Genomic DNA, 23,453 nt, shown 5'->3' with positions numbered 1-23,453 from the left:
ATTACATTCTCATTGCACGTTGGTTGCTACGTTTGGCTGCTTCATTTGAGCTGTCAGAGCCATCTGCAATCACCACTTGATCGCCTTGTTTTAAGCCTTTCAGCACTTGTGCCGTGACGCGGTTATTCAGACCAATCAACACAGGTTGCGGTTGAGCCGTACCATCCGCTTGTAGCACACGCACCATACCTGTTGATGCTTTACCCTGCGCAACCAAGGCTTTTTCTTCTTCACTCAGTTCTAGGCGTTTTGGACGTTGTGTTTGGTCTGTATCTGATTTTTTTGCTGATTCTGCAGACTTATTGGCATTGGCTTGACCACCTTTAGCACGGTTGCCGCGTTGGGTCTGAATGGCTGCCGCAGGGACGGTCAGCGCATTTTTTGCATCTGCCAGCACAATATAAACCTGTGCGGTCATATCAATACGAAGTTTGCCATCTTCATTCGGTACATCAAATAAAGCGTTGTAGTACACCGCAGCATTTGACGTTGATGAACTGCTGCTACTGGTGGTTTCCGTATTAATTGAATTGGGCGCAGGTTCTACTTGACGTAACTTGGCATAATGTTTTTTATCACTATTACCTAAAGTGGTGAAATACACGGTTTGGCCTTTTTCAACTTTCATGACATCAGCTTCAGAAATCTGCGCTTTAATGGTCATGGTGTCGAGTTTGGCCAATTTTACAATGGTTGGTGCGGTTTGGTTGGCGTTTACGGTTTGACCTTCTTCAGTCACAATCGCCACAATGGTGCCATCCATCGGCGCCACGATACGGGTATAGCCTAAATCTTCTTTCGCAGTTGCCAAGGTCAAGCGAGATTGCTCGATTTGTGCATTAATCGATGCAATTTGTGCTTGTGCTGTTTTAAAGTTTGCGAGAGCAGTTTCGAGTTCAGCACGTGAAGTCGCATCTTGGCTGTACATGGCTTGCTGACGTTTATATTCTGCTTCGACCTTAGCTAAATTGGCTTGCTGTACTGCGAGTTGCGCTTGTTGATTTTTAATACTGGCATCGGCGGTTTTAAGTTCGTTTTCTTGGCGAATCGAATCAATTTGTGCAATCAACTGACCTTGTTTAACTTGGTCGCCCAATTGCACATACATTTTTTTCACCTGACCCGATACCTGTGCACCAACACTCACCATTTTGGTGGCTTCAAGTACCCCAGTTGCCAACACCGAATCTTCGATATCGCCGCGAGAGACTTCCGCACTAATATATTGTGGTGCTTGGGCTTTAGGTTTGAAGAACATCCATCCGAGCGCTGCAATGATGAGCACTCCGATTGCGATCATGATGATTTTACGAGGCTGGATTTTTTTAGCATTTGTTTTTGGCATGGCAGCAGGTCAAAAGTGAAAAACTGGACTTAGTATAAAAGTGAAATAAGGATAAAGCGTGAATATTTTTAATCTAGAATGAGAATTATTTGCTTTTTTGCCAATAAGTTATTCTATAAAAATCTGATAAATACTGTGAACTCCTTGTTCGGCAGTTGCTGCAAGGGCAAGACCGCCTTGTGCAGGAAGCGTATATTCACGTGGGTTAATTCGAATCAGACCTGGCGCAAATTGCTCACTAAAATAACGTACGGTTGGAATGGCTGTACCCGCACCCATTTCAATGACAATAGGGCGATGCTGTGATTTTAGAAAAGCTTTTAAGCCTTTTGCCTGCTGATCCTGTTGATGGCTGATCCAACCCATATCATTGAACATTAAAATATTCGGTCGTGCCAGTGCACCACAGTGCGGACATTGTGGCAATTGCCCGAGCCATTGACAGTCTTGATCATCAATTTCAGGCTCTAATTCATCCGCTGACCAAATGGTCTGTGTACAAGCGTCCAGACATTGCAGATGATGAATTGAGCCATGACATTCATAGATCTGATCCAGAGCAAAGCCAGCTTTTTGAAATTGGCCATCGACATTCGAGGTAAATACAAAAGTTGGTAGATTTAATGTTTCAGCCAGTTGCTTGAGTTGTAGAAAGCCTGAATGGGGTGTGGTTTGACGATACAGGGCTAGACGGTGTCCGTAAAATCCCCAAGCCAAACGTGGATGCCGTTTAAATGCGGCTGGATTGGCAATTTCGGTAAAATCGATACGTTGTTTACCTAGCTCTGGATAGGCTTGCCACATGCCTTGATTGCCGCGGAAATCGGGCAACCCCGAGTCAACGCCCATGCCTGCACCTGCGCTGATGATCAGGCTGTCGGCTTGTTGGAATAGACTTTTGATCAGCTTGATTTGGTCGGGGCTTAAATGGAATGACATGTGTTGATCCATTATTCTTATTATGTGATGAAGATGAATGCTCTAAGCAGGTTGAGCAAACAGGGTGGTACCACACAATTCAGCTAAGGCTTGTAGCATCAGTTGTTCAGGGTTTTCTTTGGACATGCCTTTAATCGAAGCATCAATGCGCAGTAATAAATCAGACCAAGTTAGGAATTGTCTCGGGTTTAAACGGCGTAGAGCTTGCTGATATTGCGAGACTTTGGTTTTCCATATCCCGAGTTGAATGGCATTGTGCGGTTGTTCAAACAATTGCATCAATAAGCGCATTTCTTTGCTTAAGGTCCATAAGATCAGGCTATCTGGCTCGCCCGCAGCAATCAAGTATTGATAAATCTTGACTGACTGCGCCAAGTTTCCAGCAAGCAAGGCATCACTTAAGTCATAAGTCGTATAACGCGATTGATCCTGTAAGCAGGAATATAGTTGTTCAATCTGAATCTGTTGAATATCGGGGAACGTATCTGCAACCCGCATCAAGCTATTTTTTGCCGCGAGCAGGTTATGTTCATGGTGCTGCATGAGCCATTGCCAAGCATCATTATTCAGCTGAATCCCGAGCTTTTCTGCTTCTATGCTTAAAATTCGTTGTCGATCTTGTGGATAGGTCGCGGTTAATGGAACTACCACACCATTGGCTTCGACCACTTGGAAAAAAGCTGATTTTAAGCTGCTGCTGTCTTGCTTCGGTAAAACAACCAATAAGAGGTTATGTTCATTATGTTGAATATAGCTTTTCAGCTGCTTTAAACCATTGGCATCAGGCTTAATATTGCCATGTACTTCAATCGCAAGTTGTTGTGAGAACAGGGATAAACTATTCAGCGCGTTAAAGACATTTTTCCAGTCATTCACGCTATTGATATCATAACGCTGCCGTTCAACTTCTTGCTGTTGCCAGCTTTTACGAAATGCATCAAGCAAGTTTTGTTCAAGTAGGGGCTCTTGTCCATGCATGATCCATGCACCGCGAGCCTCATCAACCCGTTTTAAGGCTTGCACATAATCCAGTTTCATAATGATGAATTAAGGTTGTGCTTTCGGCAAACGATTGGCTGCAATCTGACGCGTGATTTGTTGTGCCATATCATCAATAAGAATGCGATTCAAATATGCTTCTTGTTGATTATCGGTATTCACCGTTGCCACGTCGTATTGATAGGTACGAGAAGCAGTTAAGGTACGCGGTTCAGTAATTTGCTTACCTTGGCGGTCTTCAATTTGGAAAGTCACGGTTAAACGCAATAAGGCCTCAGTCAATTTACCATTCAACAGTTGACGGCGTGGAGTGTAATCCAGCACACGAAGCACATAGGCATCATTGGCATTACTGAGTTGTACGCCCGTTGCACCAAGATAAATGCTGAGCTGGTTTTCAAACTGATCCGTATTGTCAGGTAGGACTAAAGTCAGCTTGTTGTAGACCAAAGGTGCCGCTGTCGGGTTACTTCCCTTTAGATGAAAGCCACAGCCGACCAAGCCTGCACTTAGACCTAAAGTTAAAACGATAGTAGCTAAACGTTGAGCTAAATGCATGCTTTGTCCTTTATGATATTCCATTCAATATGGAAGATTTAATCTTGATAAATTGACCACATTTTAGAATCAAAGCCCGATGAATGACAGCGGGCTTTGATGAGGTTTTGTTTCTACAAATTCCGTCTGCTAGTCGCAGGGGAATTTAAGCAGCACATTAAACCACTAAATTAACAAGTTTATTCGGTACTACAATTTCTTTCTTGGTTGGGCCAGTCAAGAATTGTTGCACTTCTGGTAATGCTTTTGCCAAAGCCAATAACTCATCTTTTGAGATATCGACTGCGACGTCTAACTTAGCACGAAGTTTACCATTCACTTGTACAACAATCGTTTGCGTATTACGGGTTAACGCTGACTCATCCACTTGTGGGAATTCAATCGTTGTTAATTCCAAACCAAACTGAGTTAACAACGTTTGACTCAAATGCGGTGCAAATGGGGCAAGTAGCGTCAATAAGGTGGTGATTGCTTCACGTGCAACAGCAACATCATTGTCATCTTTTGCTTCAAACTTGTTGCTGGCATTGAGCAATTCCATCAATGCTGCAATTGCCGTATTGAACGCATGACGACGTTCGATGTCATCACCCACTTTTTGAATGGTTTCATGGGTTTTACGACGTAAATCTTGTGCATCTTTCGATAAGTTTGCAGTATCAATCGTCGTTGCTGGATTGCCTTTTTCCAAGAAGCCAGCAGCCAAACGCCATACACGTTTCAAGAAGCGGTTAGCACCTTCAACACCAGCATCAGACCACTCTAATGATTGATCTGGTGGTGCAGCGAACATCATGAAGACACGAGCCGTATCTGCGCCGTATTGATCAATAATTGCTTGCGGATCAATGCCGTTGTTTTTCGACTTCGACATTTTTTCTTGTCCGCCAATCACAACTTCCTGACCATCACCTGAATATTTCGCCGAAAGAATACGACCTTTTTCATCACGCTCTAATTCGATGTCAGCAGGGTTGAACCAAGTTTTCTTGCCATTCTCAGCTTCACGATAGAAGGTATCAGCCAACACCATGCCTTGGGTGAGTAAGTTAGTGAATGGTTCATTACCTTGTACCACGCCTTCATCACGCATCAACTTATGGAAGAAACGTGCATAAAGTAAATGCAAAATGGCATGTTCAACCCCACCAATGTATTGGTTCACAGGAAGCCAGCTTTGTGCTGCTTCAGGTTTTACCATACCACCAGTAAAGTCTGGAGATGCATAACGTGCATAGTACCAAGAGGACTCTACAAAGGTGTCCAAGGTATCTGTTTCACGACGCGCATCGCCGCCACAGCTTGGGCATTTGGTTTCATAGAATTCAGGCATCTTATTCAATGGGTTACCTGAACCATCTGGAACCACATCGGTCGGTAAAACGACAGGTAATTGATCTTCTGGAACAGTGACTTGACCACAGCTGTTACAGTTGATCATTGGAATTGGGCAACCCCAGTAACGTTGACGAGAAACACCCCAGTCACGTAAACGGAATTGAACCTTAGAGTTGGCTAATGCTTGTGGTTCTAATTTTGCAAGGAAGGCATCATAAGCAGCTTGGAATGCTAAACCATCAAACTCGCCTGAATTCACCAGTTTGCCATCTTTAGAACCATACCACTCTTGCCATTCAGCAGCTGAGTATTCAGCATCATCAGCGCCTTTGGCATCAATCACTTGTTTGATTGGCAAGTTGAACTTATTGGCAAATTCAAAGTCGCGTTCGTCATGTGCAGGAACGGCCATTACAGCGCCTGAACCGTATGACATTAATACATAGTTAGCAATCCAAACTGGGAGGTCTTCACCTGTCACTGGATGCTTAACAGATAAGCCTGTTGCCATACCTTTCTTTTCAGCCGTGGCTAAATCAGCTTCTGCCACTGAACCCATACGGCATTCTTCAATAAATGCAGCAAGCTCAGGATTGTTTTCAGCAGCTTTGAGTGCCATTGGGTGTTCTGCTGCAACGGCAACATAGGTCACACCCATTAAGGTATCCGCACGCGTGGTATACACCGTTAAGCCATCTGCATAAATTTCAGTATTGGCAGAAGGGAAGGTAATCTCCATCCCCGTCGAGCGGCCAATCCAGTTACGCTGCATGGTCAAGACCTGTTGTGGCCAGCCATCTTTTAAAGTATCTAAATCGTCTAATAATTCTTGTGCATAGTCGGTGATGCGGAAGTAGTACATCGGAATATCGCGTTTTTCTACCAATGCACCTGAACGCCAGCCACGACCGTTTTCAACTTGTTCATTGGCAAGCACAGTCTGGTCAACAGGGTCCCAGTTCACGGTTGAAAGCTTACGATAGATCAAGCCTTTCTTATAAAGTTGTACGAATAACCATTGTTCCCAGTGATAGTACTCTGGCGTACAGGTCGCAAATTCGCGATCCCAATCGACAGACAAGCCCAATTTCTTTAATTGGTCACGCATGTACGCAATGTTTTCAAACGTCCATTTTGCAGGTGCAACTTGGTGTGCAATCGCCGCATTTTCAGCTGGTAAACCAAACGCATCCCAACCCATTGGTTGTAATACTGTTTCGCCTTTTAAGCGATGGAAACGGCTGATCACGTCACCAATGGTGTAGTTACGCACATGCCCCATGTGCAGTTTGCCACTTGGGTAGGGGAACATCGACAGGATATAGCGATGTTTGCCCTCTACAGTGTCTGCAACTTTAAAAACTTTGCGATTGTCCCAGTCTTGTTGAACTTGAGGCTCAATGGCACTTGCTTGATATTCGGAGTCAATGTGAGAAGTCGTCATAGGGATATGCGATACAACAAAAAAGTAAAGTTAAGATTGCTGCACAGCATAGCGCAAAATTGTAGGAAATGTCAGTTTTTAGATCGGGATTTTATCTGCAAGGCCGCCGTGTTGAAGATGACCTCGCAGGATCAACTGGCTTGGTTATAGCACAGATGGTGCATTGGCAGATGGCTGGCTTTGCGGTTTCACTGTGTTCGTCGGAGTGGATGGTGCTGTCTGCGGTGCTTGCTGTGTTACATTTGGTGTGGCGTCTGGAGTCGCTTGCTGGCCGCGTTGAGTTGTTGGATTGGTGTTTTGATGGCTTGTACCATATGTTGAAACTTTGTCCAAACGCTTTGAGCCTTTTGGTGGTGGCGTAGTGGTGTAATGGGTTGACCCATTGGCATCGACCCATTTGTAATATTGTTGTGCGTAGTTCTGGCTGGAACAGAGTAATAGTGCTGTGGTTGCAACTGTGTACAAGGTTGTTTTTAAATAAGATAAATTCATGTTTGATCTCCCCAAATGAATGCTGTCTATATTCGATCAAAATGCCTAAATAAGCAGTTTACAATGCCTATTTTTCATTAAAAAGAAAATAGTTTTTTGATAAATGGGTGTTTTGACAAGACCAAATAATTCCGTGAAATGTGTCTAAAAAAACAACAGCTAAAAAATATTCGTTAAAATCCTTTTCTTTGTTCTTGACATTGCTTATGAAAGAAACAAGAATGCTTTCTCAAGTTTTATATGTGTTTATTTGATCACCCTTCGAATAAATGTCATGGCTTGCAATGGACATTCTTTCTAGCCGAGAGAATGATTTTTTGAAATATGCTTATCCCAGCACATTTTGATTCGAGATGTCATCAAGTTTATACGGCTGATGAGTCTCAGAAAATTTTTCCTATTGCAGCAAAAACGAGTAGAATACGCACACTTATAAAAAGTGCAAAAGTTAATGAATGAACACAATTTATGTCTCCCATAAATTGTGCAAAATACTAGGGTGAATCACGTTGGAACTTTTATCTGGTGGTGAAATGCTCGTTCGTGCGCTTGCGGACGAAGGCGTAGAGCATGTTTTTGGGTATCCAGGCGGCGCTGTATTACATATTTATGATGCGCTATTTCAACAAGACAAAATCAACCATTACCTCGTTCGTCATGAGCAAGCTGCCGGTCATATGGCAGACGCATACTCACGCGTAACGGGTAAGACAGGTGTGGTACTGGTCACTTCTGGACCGGGCGCAACCAATACCGTCACTCCAATCGCAACAGCCTACATGGACTCAATCCCAATGGTGATTTTGTCTGGTCAGGTTGCAAGCCATCTGATTGGAGAAGATGCATTCCAAGAAACAGATATGGTTGGTATTTCTCGTCCAATCGTAAAACATAGTTTCCAAGTGCGTCACGCTAGCGAAATTCCTGCAATTATTAAGAAAGCATTCTATATTGCTGCGTCTGGCCGTCCAGGTCCAGTTGTGGTTGATATTCCAAAAGATGCGACCAATCCTGCGGAAAAGTTTGCCTACGAATATCCTGAAAAAGTGAAGATGCGTTCATATCAGCCGCCTTCACGTGGTCACTCAGGTCAAATTCGCAAAGCGATTGATGAGTTGATTACGGCTAAACGCCCAATGATCTATACCGGTGGTGGTGTGGTTCAAGGCAATGCATCTGGCTTATTGACTGAGCTTGCACATTTATTGGGTTACCCAGTTACAAATACTTTAATGGGTTTAGGTGCTTTCCCTGGTAATGATCCGCAGTTCGTGGGCATGTTGGGGATGCATGGTACTTATGAAGCCAACATGGCGATGCATAATGCAGATGTGATTTTGGCCATTGGTGCACGTTTTGATGACCGTGTAACCAACAACCCTGCAAAATTCTGTACCAATGCAAAAGTCATTCATATTGATGTTGATCCAGCAACGATTTCGAAGACTATTATGGCGCACATCCCAATCGTGGGGGCAGTAGAGCCAGTACTTCAAGAAATGTTGGCACAACTCAAACAAATGAATGTATCTAAGCCAAACCCTGAAGCAATTGCGGCATGGTGGTCTCAGATCAATGAATGGCGCAAAGTACACGGCTTACGTTATGAAGCAGGTCAAAATGGTGTAATGAAACCTCAGCAAGTGGTTGAGGCATTAGATCGTGTGACCAATGGTGAAGCCATCATTACTTCAGACGTGGGTCAGCATCAGATGTTTGGTGCAAACTACTACAAATACAAACGTCCACGTCAATGGATCAACTCTGGTGGCCTAGGCACCATGGGTGTTGGTTTACCGTATGCAATGGCTGCAAAGCTTGCATTCCCAGACCAGCAAGTGGTTTGTATTACTGGTGAAGCATCGATTCAGATGTGTATCCAAGAATTATCGACCTGCAAGCAATATGGCTTGAATGTAAAAATTCTCTGCTTAAACAACCAAGCCTTGGGCATGGTGAAGCAGTGGCAAGATATGAACTACGAAGGACGTCATTCAAGTTCTTATGTTGATTCATTACCTGACTTTGCCAAGTTAATGGAAGCGTATGGTCATGTCGGTATTCAGATTAACCATGCTGACGAGCTCGATTCTAAATTAGCTGAAGCGATGGCAATTAATGATAAATGTGTATTCATTAATGTCATGGTTGATCGTACAGAACATGTTTATCCAATGTTGATTGCAGGCCAGTCCATGAAGGATATGTGGTTAGGTAAAGGGGAGCGTACATAATGAGACATATTATTTCTGTACTCGTTGAAAACGAAGCTGGTGCGCTTTCTCGTCTTGTTGGCTTATTCAGTCAACGTGGCTACAACATTGAAACACTGAATGTTGCGCCAACAGAAGACGAAACCCTATCGCGTTTAACCTTAACGACTTATGGCGATGATCATAAAATCGAGCAGATTACCAAGCAACTGAACAAATTGGTTGAAGTGGTAAAAGTGGTTGATCTCTCAGAAGGTTCGCATATCGAACGTGAGTTGATGCTCATCAAAGTGAAAGCCTTGGGTGCTGCACGTGCGGAAATCAAACGTACAGCGGATATCTTCCGTGCGCAAATCGTTGATGTGACACCGACGACCTATACCATTCAGATTGCCGGTACCACTGAAAAGATTGATGGTTTTATTGATGCACTCGCAGAAAATACCATTCTTGAAGTTGTACGCTCTGGTGTTTCAGGCATCGCGCGTGGCGAAAAAGTTTTAACAATTTAAAAATCTCCCCCAACCCCTCTTTGAAAAGAGGGGGGATCACCCAGAACGGTAATCATGGGGGAGCCTACAAAAGATCTGTCCTTGCAGAACAAGGGAAATGACAAAAATTTTAGCGGAGAAAACAGATGCAAATTTTTTACGATAAAGACTGTGACTTATCAATCATCCAAGGCAAGAAAGTTGCAATCATTGGTTATGGTTCACAAGGCCATGCGCACGCACTTAACTTGAAAGATTCTGGCGTAGACGTAACTGTTGGTTTACGTGCTGGTTCTACTTCTTGGAAAAAAGCTGAAAACTCAGGTCTTAAAGTTTCTGAAGTTCCAGCTGCGGTTGCTCAAGCTGACTTAGTCATGATCTTGACGCCAGATGAGTTCCAATCTCAACTTTATCGTGACGTGATTGAACCAAACATCAAAGAAGGCGCAACTTTAGCATTTGCTCATGGTTTCTCTATTCTTTATAACCAAGTTGTTCCACGTAAAGACTTAGACGTAATCATGGTTGCACCGAAAGCACCTGGTCACACTGTACGTTCTGAATATCAACGTGGTTCAGGTGTTCCTGACTTAATCGCGATCCACCAAGATGCTTCTGGTAATGCACGTAACGTTGCACTTTCTTATGCTTCAGGCGTAGGTGGTGGTCGTACAGGTATCATCGAAACTTCTTTCCGTGAAGAAACTGAAACTGACTTATTCGGTGAGCAAGCAGTTCTTTGTGGTGGTGCAGTTGAATTGGTTAAAATGGGCTTCGAAACTTTGGTTGAAGCGGGTTATGCACCTGAAATGGCTTACTTCGAATGCTTGCATGAACTTAAGTTAATCGTTGACTTGATGTTCGAAGGCGGTATCGCGGACATGAACTATTCAGTATCTAACAACGCTGAATATGGCGAATATGTGACTGGTACTGAAGTCATCAACGAACAGTCTCGTGAAGCAATGCGTAATGCGTTGAAACGCATCCAGTCTGGTGAATATGCGAAGATGTTCATCCAAGAAGGTGCGTTGAACTACCCATCAATGACTGCACGTCGTCGTCAAAATGCTGCACACGGTATTGAAGTAACTGGTAACAAGTTACGTGCGATGATGCCTTGGATTCAAGCAAACAAGATTGTTGATAAAGAGAAGAACTAAGGTTACGTGCCTTGCACAAAAATGGGAAGCGTTGCTTCCCATTTTTGTTCATACCTTGGATTCAAGCAAACAAAATCGTAGACAAAGAAAAGAACTAATTTTTTCTAAGTCAAATAAAGACCCTTGTTTATTCAAGGGTTTTTTTATGGAAAATCCTAATGTTACGTACGTTAGCGAAGCATAGCTTCACTCTTACGCAAGGGAAAAGCGATGCTTCTCATGCTTTTCTATTTCCCTGCTCCTTGCGTAGGAGGCCCTACTCAGGATTCAAGCGAACAAAATCGTAGATAAAGACAAGAACTAATTTTTACTCTGAGTTAAACAAAAAATCTTGTCGAAGATAAACAAGGTTTTTTTATGGGGTGCGATAACAGAGTTATAACAATATAGATGAATAAATCAGCTTATATTGTTTATGTTTTAATCATATTGCTGAGGATGAGCAGTTCGGATTCAAGCTAAAAAAGTGTTGCATGCTTTGGGGTGTCTGCACGACTAAAAATAAACACATTGTAATGACTTAAAAATTAAAATGATTTAGCAAAAATAAATGAGTCTTTTGGTCAAAAAAATGAAATAAAAAAACAAGATTTTTCATTGGTTTGAAATGATTGTGTGCTTTTATTCTATTGATTTATAAAGTGAAAAAGACTTGACCTTATGCTAGATGATGTTATTGTTAAGGAAAGTTTATGAATACACTATTCATGACTTCTTTGGGTGTGAAACGTCGTTCGGATTTTGAGCATTTTGCTCATCATATAAAAAAAAGTACTGAATAATCATGGAAGTCCTTTATGGTTCACGTTGATTACGATAGCACATTGGTCATCGTTTCCATTTTGGTTGCAGTCGTGACATGTTACGTTGCAGTATCGATGGAAGAACTCGTCTTTAAGGGTGCTTATAAAAAGTTTGAAAAAAGCATTTTGATTGCGAGCGGGCTAATCTTAGGTTTAGCCATATGGTCAATGCACTTTGTGGGAATGCTGGCTAGCCATTTGCCAGAAGGCTATCATTTTGATGTTAATTTAACCATACTCTCTTATTTAATTGGTGCTGCGGCTTCGGTTTTTGCCGTTTGGCTCACTTCAAGACCCACTTTACCGATCCCTCGTTTAATCCTTGGTGCTGTATTCATGGGCTTGGGAATATCTGGGATGCACTATACGGGGATGGCCGCATTGATGGTAGAACATCATGCCATGCATTATGATCCGCTTTTGGTTCTGTGCTCTGTTCTCATTGCAATTAGTGGTTCTGGTCTGAGTTTCTTCTTTATTTTTAAATATAAAACCGCAGTGACATACCGGACCTTACTGAAAGTTGTGGTCGCTGTCCTCATGGCCTTAAGTATCGTTGGGATGCATTATACGGGTATGGCGGCAACTTATTTCGATGAAAGTTTGGCGCAAATACTGACGTCAGAACATACGGAACAAAGTGTCTTGCTGTTTACCATTATCTTTATTACCAGTCTTGTTCTGGTGGCGGGTTTTGCCGTTGCAGTGCTTGAGGCTAGACTCGAAGAGAGAAATGAACAACTCACCTTAATCAATAAAGAATTAGCGACTCAATCTTTACATGATGCATTGACCAAGCTCCCAAATCGTTTGTATCTGACCGAACATGCAGAAGTGGTGTTTAATCATCATCGTTTAAATGGGCAAAAAGCGGCATTTCTGTATATTGATTTAGATCGTTTTAAATCAGTGAATGATGCTTTTGGCCATCATATTGGCGATCAGCTCCTAATCCAAATGGCAAACCGTTTATACAATAAGCTGGATTCGAGTCATAAGTTGTTTCGGATTGGCGGTGATGAGTTTGTCTTAATTTCTGAAGATACCGATATTAATGAAGCGATGCAGCTTTCAGAAGATATTTTGCATTACATTCAGGAAACCTATCTGATTGCGGCAAAGGATATTAATATTTCTGCCAGTGTCGGGATTGCCATGTATCCTGAGCATGGTTGTAATGTACAAGACCTGTTGATTAATGCCGATGTTGTGATGCTGATCTCCAAAGATCAGGGTCGTAACACCTATACCATGTTCCATTCCATGTCCGATCAGCAAGATGTACGCAGTCAGTCCAAACTGATTAATGACTTGTATAAGGCCGTTGATGAGCAACAGTTTGTCTTGTTCTACCAACCCAAATTTACTTCGAATTATGAGGTCTGCGGGGTGGAAGCACTGATTCGATGGAAGCATCCAACCCTAGGACTACTGACCCCGCAAATGTTTATTGAAGGGGCAGAAAAAACCGGTTTGATTATTACGATGGGATATTGGGCACTGGAACAAGCCTGCCAACAAATCCAGAAGTGGGAACGAAGTAAGAGTCCGTTTTATCCAATTGCTGTTAATCTTTCTGCATTACAATTTGAAAATAAAAAGCTGTTTAGTGTCCTCGAACAATTATTAGAACAATACCAAATCCAACCCCATCACCTCATTCTTGAAATTACTGAATCTACGGCCATGCATCATATTGATTCCAGTATTCGTACTTTGGAGCGCCTGCGTAAGCTCGGCATTCGCATTGCCATTGATGACTTTGGTACAGGCTATTCAAGCTTCTTATATTTAAAAGACTTGCCTGTAGATGAACTTAAAATTGACCGCGGTTTTCTGATCGACCTCAAACCGAATTCTAAAGAAGAAGCAATTCTGGAAAGCATTATCCATTTGGCTGCAAAACTGGGTTTGGTCGTAACAGCAGAAGGCGTCGAAACACAGCAACAAGCAGACATCCTAACCAGTTTAGGTTGCAACCAGTTACAGGGCTATTTATTGGGTACGCCTGTCAATGTGGAAGGTTTGGTATTGCATCGTTATCAACATTTTGCATGATCAAGCTGCATGGGAATTAAAAAAGGCTGCCTAGATGGCAGCCTTTTATTTGTGTAGATGAGTGACATTTATTCAGAACGTGGCGCTAACCACTGCGTTACCACAGGCCAGACCAGTTCTGGTGCTTGGCTGCCTGAGACCAGCCCCATATGTCCGCCGGGAACAATTTCAAATTGCTTGTCGCTACTGCTGATTAAATCCATCAGTGGACGTACTGCTTCCGCAGTTACGATAATGTCGCTACTGCCGCCAATTGCCAGTACTGAACAATCAATATCTTTTAGATTTGCACTTTGCTCACCAAATTGAACCGAACCCGTCGATAGTTCATTATCAATCCAGAAGCGCAGAATAATATCGCGCATCACACCGCCTGGATAGGCCAGCATATTGTCGACAAAGGAGCTTGAGGTGGCGTGGTTAATCACAAATTGGCGATCATTCAGGTTTTTTAACAGATCCCAATAGTTTTTAAAGTTTCCGATCGGATCGGTGAGTTTAAATCCCAGCGTATTTTGCCAGCCATGAATATGGAACACTCGGCTCGGCACTTGATGAATACGGAACTTGGTATTACTCCGAATCCATTGCGCAGGTACGGTAAGACGTTGATAAAACTTACCCATATAACCTGATTTATGCGTGTTGATAGGTGAAGCCAAGATCATCAGATTCTGGATGTTTTTATCTTTGAATAGAGCGGTATAACACAGAGATAAAGCGCCACCTAGACTCCAGCCAAACAGTGAAAGTTGTTGCTGACCGCTATGCTCACGAATCTTTTCGATAAAGTCGGGCATAAACGTTTTCACGTAAGTACCAAGATTATATTTGGCTTGGCGTAGACTCGGGGTACCCCAGTCAATCAGATACACATCAAAACCTTGGGCCAGAAAATAACGCACGAGGCTGCGATTTGGAAATAAATCATAGATCAGCATATTGGCAGCGAGAGGGGGCACAATCACCAAGGGAATCCGATGCTGGGTTGTGTTCTCCGTTGCCGCTGTATAGTGACGAAGGCTGATAATTTCACGTTGATACACAATATCAAAAGGTGTGCTTCCAGAAAGCGCAAGTTGATGCCCACGTAAAATGCGATCAGTCGCATTCGAGAAGATATGGCGTGCCTGACGTCCGCTACGGCTATTCAGCAATTTTTTCGCAGTTTGCGAGTTAAGAAGACGACGTTTAACTTTTGGCAATTGAGTCATGTGAACCTAACGCTCGAAGCTTGCTATTCAATAGCCGCATATTAGAAGAAAAAATAAATTTGCTCAGTGACTCATTTGCTGAACTTATCTTTCAAAATGATCAATTCGGTGAGAAGTGAACATCTACCAGAGTTGAAATAATGAAAAATATGTAAAGTATGCTTTACATTATGTTGTGTGCTAAATATACTGATGTAAAGCTTACTTTACATGGTGTGGTATGAATTATTCTCGGAATTTGTTGCAGCTGCTGATCGCGATTGCAATCTATGTGGTGGTTTTGATCGGCTCATTAAAAGTTTTAAATTTTATTGATCTACAATGGCTTAAAATTGTTGTTTCATTAACGCCAATGTTGCCGGCATTGCTGATTGCATTTGTGATTATTCAACAATTCAAAGGTTTTGATGAACTGCAACAGAAGATACAATTACAGGCGCTTGGCATAAGCTTTGTAGGTACATCTTTGATTACGTTTAGTTATGGCTTTCTGGAAAATGTGGGCTTTCCAAAACTGACCATGTTTATCATTTGGCCGATGATGGCGATGCTTTGGTCAATTGCGACCGCCGTAGGAACTTGGAAATATCGATGAAAAATAATGTACCCCAGTTGAGAAAAGACAAAGGCTGGTCTCAAAGCGACTTGGGGGATTATGTCAGTGTCTCGCGGCAAACCATTAATGCCATTGAAAAAGAGCGCTATGATCCGAGCCTAACGCTTGCCTTTAAAATTGCTCATGCATTTGGACTGAGCATTGAACACGTATTTCTCTATGAGGAAGAATAACTCTGTCAGCATTGCTGCTTAGGGCGTTATTTGTAGATGTAAAAGTGGATAGGGATTGCCCTGACCATCGAGTTCTGAACGACTTATCGTCTGAAATCCCATTTTTTGATAAAACTGAACAGCTTGTAGATTTTGCTCATTCACATCAACTTTATAGATCTGAAGTTGTTTGACTGCAAAATCGAGCAAGGCTTTGCCAATTCCTAATCTTCGATATTCTGGCAGAATAAACAGCATTTCAATATTGTCGTTACTACAGCCTAAAAAGCCGACAATTTTATGTTCAATCACATATTTATACAGTGCAACATGATGAAAATATTCATTCAGGATCAGTGGCTTGAGCTCAGTAATCATGGCTTCAGGTAAAAAGTCATGCGTCGCTCTAACTGATTTTTCCCAGATGTCTAATAAGGTTGCATGGTCTTGCTGGGTCGCTTTTATAATCATAAATTCACTTCTGTCACGGCAGCTTGCGGTCTCTATTTTTAACTATTCTATACACGATTTCTAGCTTGAGGGGGCGAAAATGAAGATTGTATTCACTGCCATTATTCAAGTTCTAACTGATCATCATCCTTGGTCAGTTTGATTTTGAGTTTTTTGTATTTACGTTTATTGGGATCGAGTGCGGAATTTAACACTTCGTTAGAAAAGTGTTGGTCTTGCATGAGGGTGGTATAGGTTTTATACCCGAGAATAATTCGTGTCGGTTGATAGCCATTCCGTGTCACATAATAATGAATCATTTGATTTAATTCAGTTAACAGACAGGTACTGCTCATGATTCAATATCACATTTAAGAGACCTATACAGCATAGTCTATAAAAGAAAACTTATCTAGCTGATGTTCATTGATTTTTTCAGAATTCTAAAGCTGTCATAAAAACGTCATCTAAAAACATTATCGTGATTTATATAATAAAAACTGAATAATCATAAAACGTTTCAACACGCATCCGAATAAATTTAAATCATGGTAAATGAAGGGGAAGGGCTTAGAAAAACGAGGAGCGATTTATATGCATGAAAAAGAGCTGACCTGGCGAAACAACAAGCCACTAAGCCATCGTTTGAATGTCTTACTTTCGGCATATCAGACATTTTTAGTGAGCAAGGGTCTAGTAAACAGTGAATTTAGTCGTCTGATCTTTGTTGAAAACTACACCCAAACACTAAAATTCAAAATTTATGATGACGACTTAAAGAAACAGCTCATTGATGAATTAGAACGATTTAGCTCGTTTTAGGATGTGTTTTAATACGTTATCAATCTAAAGCTCTCTTTGCCTGATAACAATAATTGAAAATTTATAAAAAATTATCTATATGATTTTAATCATATATTTTTAGGTGCCTTCATTTGGATTGAATATATGGATTTACATATATATGGTAAAACATATATATTGGTTTTATTCAATTTATCAGATCAACATGTCATGACGGACATCATCATTTACCACAATCCTGCGTGTGGAACTTCACGTAATACGCTGGCCTTAATTCGGAACACTGGAGTTGAGCCAACCGTGATTGAATACCTGACTCATCCGCCAACAAGGAATGAGCTGATTGGTTTGATTCGGGATGCACAATTAACGGTCAGAGAAGCAATCCGCCAGAATGTCGAACCTTATCGTAACTTGTCACTTGATCGAGACGATTGGAGCGATGCTCAACTGATCGAGTTTATGCTTGAATATCCTATTCTTATTAATCGTCCCTTCGTGGTCACGACTTTGGGGACACGTTTATGTCGACCATCGGAACAGGTACTCGACATTTTACCTTTCCCTCAAAAAGGCGCATTTCGCAAAGAAGATGGTGAGCAAGTGATTGATGAACATGGTCAGCGAATTCAGTAAATCTTAAGCCCGAAAATTGAAGATCTAAATAGGAAACTGAAATGGAAGCTGTCGCTTTTTTTAAGTGTTTATCTGATGAAACCCGACTCAATATCGTAATGTTGGTTGCCCAGCATCAAGAGTTATGTGTATGTGATCTGACTGAAAAATTACAATTGAGTCAACCGAAAATTTCGCGTCATCTGGCTTTATTACGTGCATCAGGTTTGTTGCAAGATCGCCGTCAGGGGCAATGGGTCTATTACCGTATCAATCCTCAACTTCCCGCATGGGGGCATGAGGTTCTGTCGGTTTTAGATACGCAAGCGGTGACCCTATTTCCAAGTTTGCAAAGCTTGGTATCAAAAAGTTGCTGTGATTAAAATGCCATGAAAACCCTTTCCTTTTTAGATCGGAACCTGACGCTCTGGATTTTTATCGCCATGGCTTTAGGCGTTGCGATAGGTGTGTTTATCCCGCAAGCCTCGGTCAGCTTAAACCAAATGAGTGTCGATTCAGTCAATATTCCAATTGCGCTGGGTTTGATTTTGATGATGTATCCACCCTTAGCCAAAGTGGATTACGCCACACTGCCGCAAGTGTTCAAAGACAAAAAAACCTTAACTTTATCTTTAGTGCAGAACTGGATAATTGCACCTGTGCTGATGTTTGCATTAGCTATCATTTTTTTGCATAGCTATCCAGAATATATGACTGGACTAATTTTGATTGGTTTGGCCCGTTGTATTGCAATGGTCTTGGTCTGGAACGGTTTGGCTTGTGGTGATAATCAATATGTCGCAGCCTTGGTCGCTTTCAATAGTATTTTCCAGATTCTATTCTTTAGCACCTATGCTTGGTTATTCCTAACATTTTTACCGCCTTACTTTGGGATTGCAGGGCAAGTGATCCATGTTGATTTTTGGACCATTAGCCATGCGGTGTTGATCTATCTCGGTATTCCATTTTTACTTGGGTTTTTGACCCGTTTAATCTTGGTCCGTGCCAAAGGTTTACAGTGGTATCAGCATGTTTTTTTGCCCAAGATCAGTCCGCTCAGCTTGTTGGCATTGCTGTTTACCATTGTGGCGATGTTTAGCCTGAAAGGTGCTGAGGTTGTGAGCTTGCCTTTGGATGTGCTTCGTATCGCACTTCCATTGACCATATACTTTGTCGTGATGTTCTTCATCAGCTTCTTTATGAGTAAATGGATGGGCAATGACTATGCGAAAACCACCGCGATTTCATTTACTGCGGCAGGCAATAATTTTGAGTTGGCGTTGGCTGTTGCAATTGCGACCTTTGGTTTGGCTTCACCTGTCGCTTTTACCACGGTGATTGGGCCATTGGTTGAAGTCCCTGTGTTGATTGCGCTTGTCAGTGTGTCTCTGTGGTTAAGAAAGAAATATTTCTATAATAGATTGAATTAGCACTTTATTTAGAAAATTATATTTAAAGTATAAATTGGTAAGGCTAAAAAATAAAAAGCCTCAGTTGTCTAATTCGGGGTATCGACAACTGAGGGTAAACTTGGGGCTATATAAAATAGCTTATTTTATTTGATAATAAATTCTTTAACTTATTATCAACTTTTACTTGGATTAAAAAGCCTCAGTCGCCTAATTCGGGGTATCAACAACTGAGGTAAAACTGAGTCTTTATAATGTATCTGTCTTTTTTTAATAATGGAATGGTTTAGGTGAAAAATGCATATTATGTCTAATTTTTTGGTTAATAATGTTGAGTGTGATGAAATTAAAGGGGTAGGTGTTATTTATATATTTTTTTAGATTTTTCCATATAATAGCTTTTGATAGAAATTCGTTGTTCGCGAATATAATCACTTGGTTTTTTACCTGTCCAGCCAAAAAAAGCTCGAGAAAAAGCACTAATATGGCTATAACCCAGTAAATCAGAGATTTCTTGAATATTACGATTTGAGTCAATCAACTTTTTGGCAAGCTCAAACTTTTTCGATTGTAGGAGTGCAGAAAAAGTTGTGTTGGCAAGTGCTAATTCTCTTTTTAAAGTTCTTTCTGAGAGTTTTAATTTTTCAGCGACATCAGTTAGGCTTGGAAAACCGACACCAGGGGTAAATTTGAGTTGTTGGTTGACTTTTAAAATAATCTTATTGTCTAGATCTTGGTAGAAAAGGTATTCCTTATTCACCATTTCCATTGCAAGTTGATAAGCACTATTTGAGCTAAACGTTAGTGGTAGATCCAAACATTTTAGATCAAAGCTAATCTGATTGTGCTCTTGATTAAAATGCATCATGGGTAAGCGCTTTTCATAAAAGGAATGATAATCTTCTTTATCCCATGCCACATGAATATTAATACCTGTTAAATTAAAGTTAGTGATCATCTGTAAATTATTAATAATATCAACCAAAGCACTTTCGATAAAAAATTTATTAACAGAATTTTTTTTGCTTTCATTGAGTTGGGGTGAGAGCTGATACAGTGGATTAAGCCTTAGAATGATTTTATTATTTTTATTCAGAACGGCTAAATCCATTTTATGAATACGCATACTATAATATTTTTGTAAATCAATAAGGACTTTGCCGATTGAACTATTAGTGATTAATAGAAACCCAAGTGCACCATGTGTGGTGGGTTTACAATTTAAACCAAATTGATAACCCACACCTTTATCGGGCAAAAGCTCTAACAAATGAATAATAATCTCTGTCCATTGGTCAAAACTAATACGTTCCTGTTTATTATTATCAGTAAGTAAAGATAAAGGGATTTGGCAATAGCGAATGACTTCAGCTTTTGGAACACCAAATGTGGTTGCAGTATCCACAAGTAATTTTAGATAATCATTATGGATGTTAAGTAACTGTTTTTTCATAGCATAGGAATAGAAAAGGTGTCGAAATGTCGAGATGACACACTTATACCTGAGCCTAAATATACAGTTGTGATTTATCTTAAAATAGTCCCATTATGTTTATTATTTTTGTTTAATATGTATTTTATTATGCATTATGGGAATACTTCATTAAAATTACTAAAAATGTGACGCAATTGTTAAATATTAGGCTTAATTGTTAATAGTGTGTAGGTTTTGTTTATTTAAATTTGTACGGGTTAGAATCCTCTAAGAAGTACTGATTATGAATAAAATTTATCGTTTGGTCTGGAATAAAAGTCTAAATTTATGGACTGTTGTTTCAGAAAATGCACGCGGCGTAACAAAAAAACGTAATGTAGCTGCGAATATATCTATAAAAACAGAGACCACCCCATCTGCTGCAACATATCAACAAACTCTGCTTAAACCTACCTTAATTGCACTTACGATTAGTTCAGTATTCTGGAGCGTAGGGGCTTTTGCTGCTGTGAATACGGGAGGCGGAACTTCGAGTAATGGCTCAAGTATGGCCATCTCACCTTCTTCAACACAATGTAGTGGGATGGGAGGAGAGGCGAGTATTAGCAATGGGACTACAGGTAATGGTGGTGGTAGTGTTGCGATGGGATGTGGTAATAGCATCTCAGGAACCAATTCAAATTGGCAACAAGGAATGGTGAACCGTCGGGGGGCGGGAAATGTTGCTTATGGTACTGGTGTACCGACAGGTAACGTTGGAGGGGTATTTACGGGGTCGACTGCTGTAGGGCGCCAAAACACCATTACTGGACAGGGTGGGGCAACCGTAGTCGGGACAGCCAATAACTCGAGTACAACTGGTAACTTTCATAATGTTTTGATCGGGCAGGGCAATAGTACAGCAGGGACTGGCGGTTACAATATCTTAATGGGAATTGGTAACCAGGTAGTTGATGCTCCGAATGCTACCCCTGACGGCACTGGGGTGGGGACCAATAGTATTTCTATTGGTGTGGCGAACCGTGTAACGGGTCAAACTGCAATTGCCTTTGGACGTCAAAGTTATGCCGATGCTGATTATGCTATCGCACAAGGGAACACCGCGACGGTCAATCGTGGCGCAACAGGGGGGATTGCACTCGGCTATTCTGCTACAACCAGTGGGGTGCGAGGTATCGCGATTGGTAGTAGTGACTCCACGACCAGAGATTATGACTTGGCTTCATCACCACATGCTGCGGGTGTTGATTCAATTGCAATGGGTACACGTTCAAAAGCAACAGGTAATGAAACTATTGCGGTAGGGCGGCAAAGTACAGCAACAAATACTCAAGATATTGCAGTTGGTCAAGGTGCAACTGCACAGGGAGCAACTGATAATGGTTTAGTCCGTACTGCGATTGCTATTGGTAGTGGCGCACGTGCGACAGGGCGAAATACACTTGCACTGGGTGAAGCCAGTGTAGCTTCTGGTTCTGGAGCAGTAGCTACAGGAGCTGATGCACAAGCAACTGGTAATTTTTCAACTGCGACAGGTGATTCATCTAGAGCTACAGCAGACTTTAGCACTGCAACAGGTAATGAGGCGACTGCTTCGGCAGTAGGTGCAACTGTAACAGGTTCCAATGCATTCGCCAGTGGTGTCGAGTCCAGTGCCTTTGGTGCAGAATCAAATGCTTCAGGTAATCGGTCTATTGCTGTCGGTTCTATTGCGGAGTCGGCTGGTGAAAATGCGGTTGCCATAGGGGCAGATACCAAAGCCAATAGTGCCAATGATATTGCGATTGGAAATGATGCAGCGACGGCAACAGGCACAGGTGGTAATAATATTGCTATGGGGAATGGCGTAACCACAGGTGCAACAGGTCAGAATGTGGCAATTGGTTCGGATGGGACTACGGCCAATTCAGAGACTGCAACAGGTGGTGCAGTTGCGATTGGCAGAGATCAAGTAGCAACAGGTGATGGCGCGGTTGCAATCGGCGATCCAAACCGAGCTGCGGGTAGTGGTGCAGTCGCTTTAGGTAAGGACAACACTGCGGCAGGAGATACAGCTGCAAGCACTTTGGCAAGTGGTGCAGTTGCGATTGGTAATACCAACCAAGCTATTGGTCAAGGTTCTGTGGCTTTAGGCAATACCTCTACCGCAGCAGCGGCAGGCGCAATTGCTTTGGGTGATACCGCTAATGCGCAAGCGACGCGTGGTGTGGCACTCGGTTCTGGTGCAACGGCAACCAATACGGATGATGTTGCGCTTGGTGCAGGTTCGGTCACTTCAGCAGCCAATCCAACTGCCAATGGAACGGTGGGTGGTATCACTTATGGTTATGCAGGAACAACGCCGAGCAGTGTGGTCAGTGTCGGCAGTACTGGCAATGAGCGCCAAATTACCAATGTGGCAGCAGGTCGTGTCAGTGAAACAAGTACCGATGCAATTAATGGTTCACAGCTTTATTCGACGCAACAAGCCTTAGGAAACCTTGCAGAATCAACAGCCAATCATTTGGGTGGTGGTTCAGTGGTGAATCCAGATGGCACAATCTCAGCACCTAGCTATATTGTCAATGAGACGCCAATCAATAATGTCGGTGAAGCGATTGAAGCCTTGGATCAAGGTTGGAACTTACAAACGAATGGTGCTGGCGCGGATGCGATTAAAGCAGGTGACACAGTTGATATTGGAACTGTTGCAGGTGAAGAAAATCTAACCGTGACAAAGGATGGCAATACCATCCAATACGGTCTAAACAAAGACCTGAAAGTAGATAGCGTGACCGCTGGCGATACCGTTATTAATGACAATGGTGTGACCATTACTAATGGCCCAAGTATTACCAAAGACGGGATCAATGCTGCGGGGAATACAATTAGCAATGTGGCAGATGGTGCAGCCCCAAGTGATGCCGTAAACAAAG

General features: G+C 41.9%; 21 protein-coding genes. 11 read left to right on the top strand and 10 right to left on the bottom strand.

Annotated features, from left to right (window positions below; all coding sequences use genetic code 11):
• Window position 1: 1 nt before the first annotated feature.
• The 6 genes from F957_RS06790 to F957_RS06815 form a co-directional block, all read right to left on the bottom strand.
• Window positions 2-1,345 carry a MacA family efflux pump subunit gene (locus F957_RS06790; protein ID WP_016543090.1) on the bottom strand — a complete coding sequence of 448 codons (1,344 nt, stop codon included), beginning with the start codon at window positions 1,343-1,345 and terminating at the stop codon, window positions 2-4.
• 108 nt (window positions 1,346-1,453) lie between these two features.
• Window positions 1,454-2,284 (bottom strand): SIR2 family NAD-dependent protein deacylase, encoded by an 831-nt coding sequence (locus tag F957_RS06795; protein WP_016543092.1) that lies wholly within the window; start codon window positions 2,282-2,284, stop codon window positions 1,454-1,456.
• 42 nt (window positions 2,285-2,326) lie between these two features.
• Complete coding sequence (holA, locus tag F957_RS06800) at window positions 2,327-3,322, bottom strand: DNA polymerase III subunit delta (protein WP_016543093.1); 996 nt, start codon at window positions 3,320-3,322, stop codon at window positions 2,327-2,329.
• A 9-nt stretch (window positions 3,323-3,331) separates the two neighbouring features.
• Complete coding sequence (locus F957_RS06805) at window positions 3,332-3,841, bottom strand: LPS-assembly lipoprotein LptE (protein ID WP_016543094.1); 510 nt, start codon at window positions 3,839-3,841, stop codon at window positions 3,332-3,334.
• Window positions 3,842-3,998: 157 nt separating this feature from the next.
• The gene (gene leuS / locus F957_RS06810; protein ID WP_016543095.1) at window positions 3,999-6,623 is read right to left on the bottom strand and encodes a leucine--tRNA ligase; all 2,625 of its coding nucleotides are present in this window, start codon (window positions 6,621-6,623) and stop codon (window positions 3,999-4,001) included.
• Window positions 6,624-6,767: 144 nt separating this feature from the next.
• Window positions 6,768-7,115, bottom strand: coding sequence for a DUF4124 domain-containing protein (locus F957_RS06815; protein ID WP_016543096.1), 348 nt, complete (start codon window positions 7,113-7,115; stop codon window positions 6,768-6,770).
• 509 nt (window positions 7,116-7,624) lie between these two features.
• On the opposite strand from F957_RS06815, the gene F957_RS06820 reads away from it, so the two are divergent.
• The 4 genes from F957_RS06820 (at window position 7,625) to F957_RS06835 (ending at window position 13,843) form a co-directional block, all read left to right on the top strand.
• The gene (locus F957_RS06820) at window positions 7,625-9,349 is read left to right on the top strand and encodes an acetolactate synthase 3 large subunit (RefSeq protein ID WP_016543097.1); all 1,725 of its coding nucleotides are present in this window, start codon (window positions 7,625-7,627) and stop codon (window positions 9,347-9,349) included.
• Entirely contained in the window at window positions 9,349-9,840 is a 492-nt protein-coding gene (ilvN, locus tag F957_RS06825; protein WP_004655854.1) for an acetolactate synthase small subunit, read from the top strand. Before F957_RS06820 ends, ilvN begins: the two co-directional genes overlap by 1 nt.
• 125 nt (window positions 9,841-9,965) lie before the next feature.
• Window positions 9,966-10,982, top strand: a complete 1,017-nt coding sequence (ilvC, locus tag F957_RS06830; protein WP_004655853.1) for a ketol-acid reductoisomerase — start codon at window positions 9,966-9,968, stop codon at window positions 10,980-10,982.
• A 797-nt stretch (window positions 10,983-11,779) separates the two neighbouring features.
• Window positions 11,780-13,843, top strand: coding sequence for a putative bifunctional diguanylate cyclase/phosphodiesterase (locus F957_RS06835; RefSeq protein ID WP_016660466.1), 2,064 nt, complete (start codon window positions 11,780-11,782; stop codon window positions 13,841-13,843).
• A gap of 68 nt (window positions 13,844-13,911) precedes the next feature.
• Here the strand turns inward: F957_RS06835 and F957_RS06840 are convergent, their stop codons facing one another.
• Entirely contained in the window at window positions 13,912-15,057 is a 1,146-nt protein-coding gene (locus tag F957_RS06840) for an alpha/beta fold hydrolase (RefSeq protein ID WP_016543099.1), read from the bottom strand.
• A 220-nt stretch (window positions 15,058-15,277) separates the two neighbouring features.
• Between F957_RS06840 and F957_RS06845 the strand changes: the two genes are divergently transcribed.
• Complete coding sequence (locus tag F957_RS06845) at window positions 15,278-15,652, top strand: hypothetical protein (protein WP_016543100.1); 375 nt, start codon at window positions 15,278-15,280, stop codon at window positions 15,650-15,652.
• Complete coding sequence (locus F957_RS06850; RefSeq protein ID WP_016543101.1) at window positions 15,649-15,846, top strand: helix-turn-helix transcriptional regulator; 198 nt, start codon at window positions 15,649-15,651, stop codon at window positions 15,844-15,846. The genes F957_RS06845 and F957_RS06850 overlap by 4 nt, the downstream gene beginning before the upstream one ends.
• Window positions 15,847-15,864: 18 nt before the next feature.
• On the opposite strand, the gene F957_RS06855 is transcribed toward F957_RS06850, so the two are convergent.
• Both F957_RS06855 and F957_RS21800 read right to left on the bottom strand, forming a co-directional pair.
• Complete coding sequence (locus F957_RS06855) at window positions 15,865-16,296, bottom strand: GNAT family N-acetyltransferase (RefSeq protein ID WP_016543102.1); 432 nt, start codon at window positions 16,294-16,296, stop codon at window positions 15,865-15,867.
• Window positions 16,297-16,397: 101 nt separating this feature from the next.
• Window positions 16,398-16,631 (bottom strand): hypothetical protein, encoded by a 234-nt coding sequence (locus F957_RS21800; protein WP_016543103.1) that lies wholly within the window; start codon window positions 16,629-16,631, stop codon window positions 16,398-16,400.
• A 238-nt stretch (window positions 16,632-16,869) separates the two neighbouring features.
• Between F957_RS21800 and F957_RS06865 the strand changes: the two genes are divergently transcribed.
• The 4 genes from F957_RS06865 (at window position 16,870) to arsB (ending at window position 19,124) form a co-directional block, all read left to right on the top strand.
• On the top strand, window positions 16,870-17,097 hold the full coding sequence (locus tag F957_RS06865) for a hypothetical protein (RefSeq protein ID WP_016543104.1): 228 nt from the start codon (window positions 16,870-16,872) through the stop codon (window positions 17,095-17,097).
• A gap of 192 nt (window positions 17,098-17,289) precedes the next feature.
• A complete protein-coding gene (arsC, locus tag F957_RS06870; RefSeq protein WP_032861227.1) occupies window positions 17,290-17,715 on the top strand; it encodes an arsenate reductase (glutaredoxin) in 426 nt (141 codons plus the stop codon).
• A 41-nt stretch (window positions 17,716-17,756) separates the two neighbouring features.
• The gene (locus F957_RS06875) at window positions 17,757-18,077 is read left to right on the top strand and encodes a metalloregulator ArsR/SmtB family transcription factor (RefSeq protein WP_016543106.1); all 321 of its coding nucleotides are present in this window, start codon (window positions 17,757-17,759) and stop codon (window positions 18,075-18,077) included.
• Window positions 18,078-18,083: 6 nt separating this feature from the next.
• Complete coding sequence (arsB, locus tag F957_RS06880; protein WP_016543107.1) at window positions 18,084-19,124, top strand: ACR3 family arsenite efflux transporter; 1,041 nt, start codon at window positions 18,084-18,086, stop codon at window positions 19,122-19,124.
• Window positions 19,125-19,464: 340 nt separating this feature from the next.
• Here arsB and F957_RS06885 read toward each other — a convergent pair whose 3' ends face one another.
• Complete coding sequence (locus F957_RS06885) at window positions 19,465-20,556, bottom strand: AraC family transcriptional regulator (protein ID WP_016543108.1); 1,092 nt, start codon at window positions 20,554-20,556, stop codon at window positions 19,465-19,467.
• Between the two features lie 265 nt (window positions 20,557-20,821).
• Between F957_RS06885 and F957_RS06890 the strand changes: the two genes are divergently transcribed.
• On the top strand, window positions 20,822-23,453 hold a 2,632-nt coding region (locus tag F957_RS06890; RefSeq protein WP_016660464.1), incomplete at its 3' end, for an ESPR-type extended signal peptide-containing protein.

Origin of the sequence: Acinetobacter gyllenbergii CIP 110306 = MTCC 11365, from assembly GCF_000413855.1 — a bacterium.
Lineage (GTDB): Bacteria > Pseudomonadota > Gammaproteobacteria > Pseudomonadales > Moraxellaceae > Acinetobacter > Acinetobacter gyllenbergii.
This window is presented reverse-complemented; position numbering and strand designations above follow the sequence as displayed.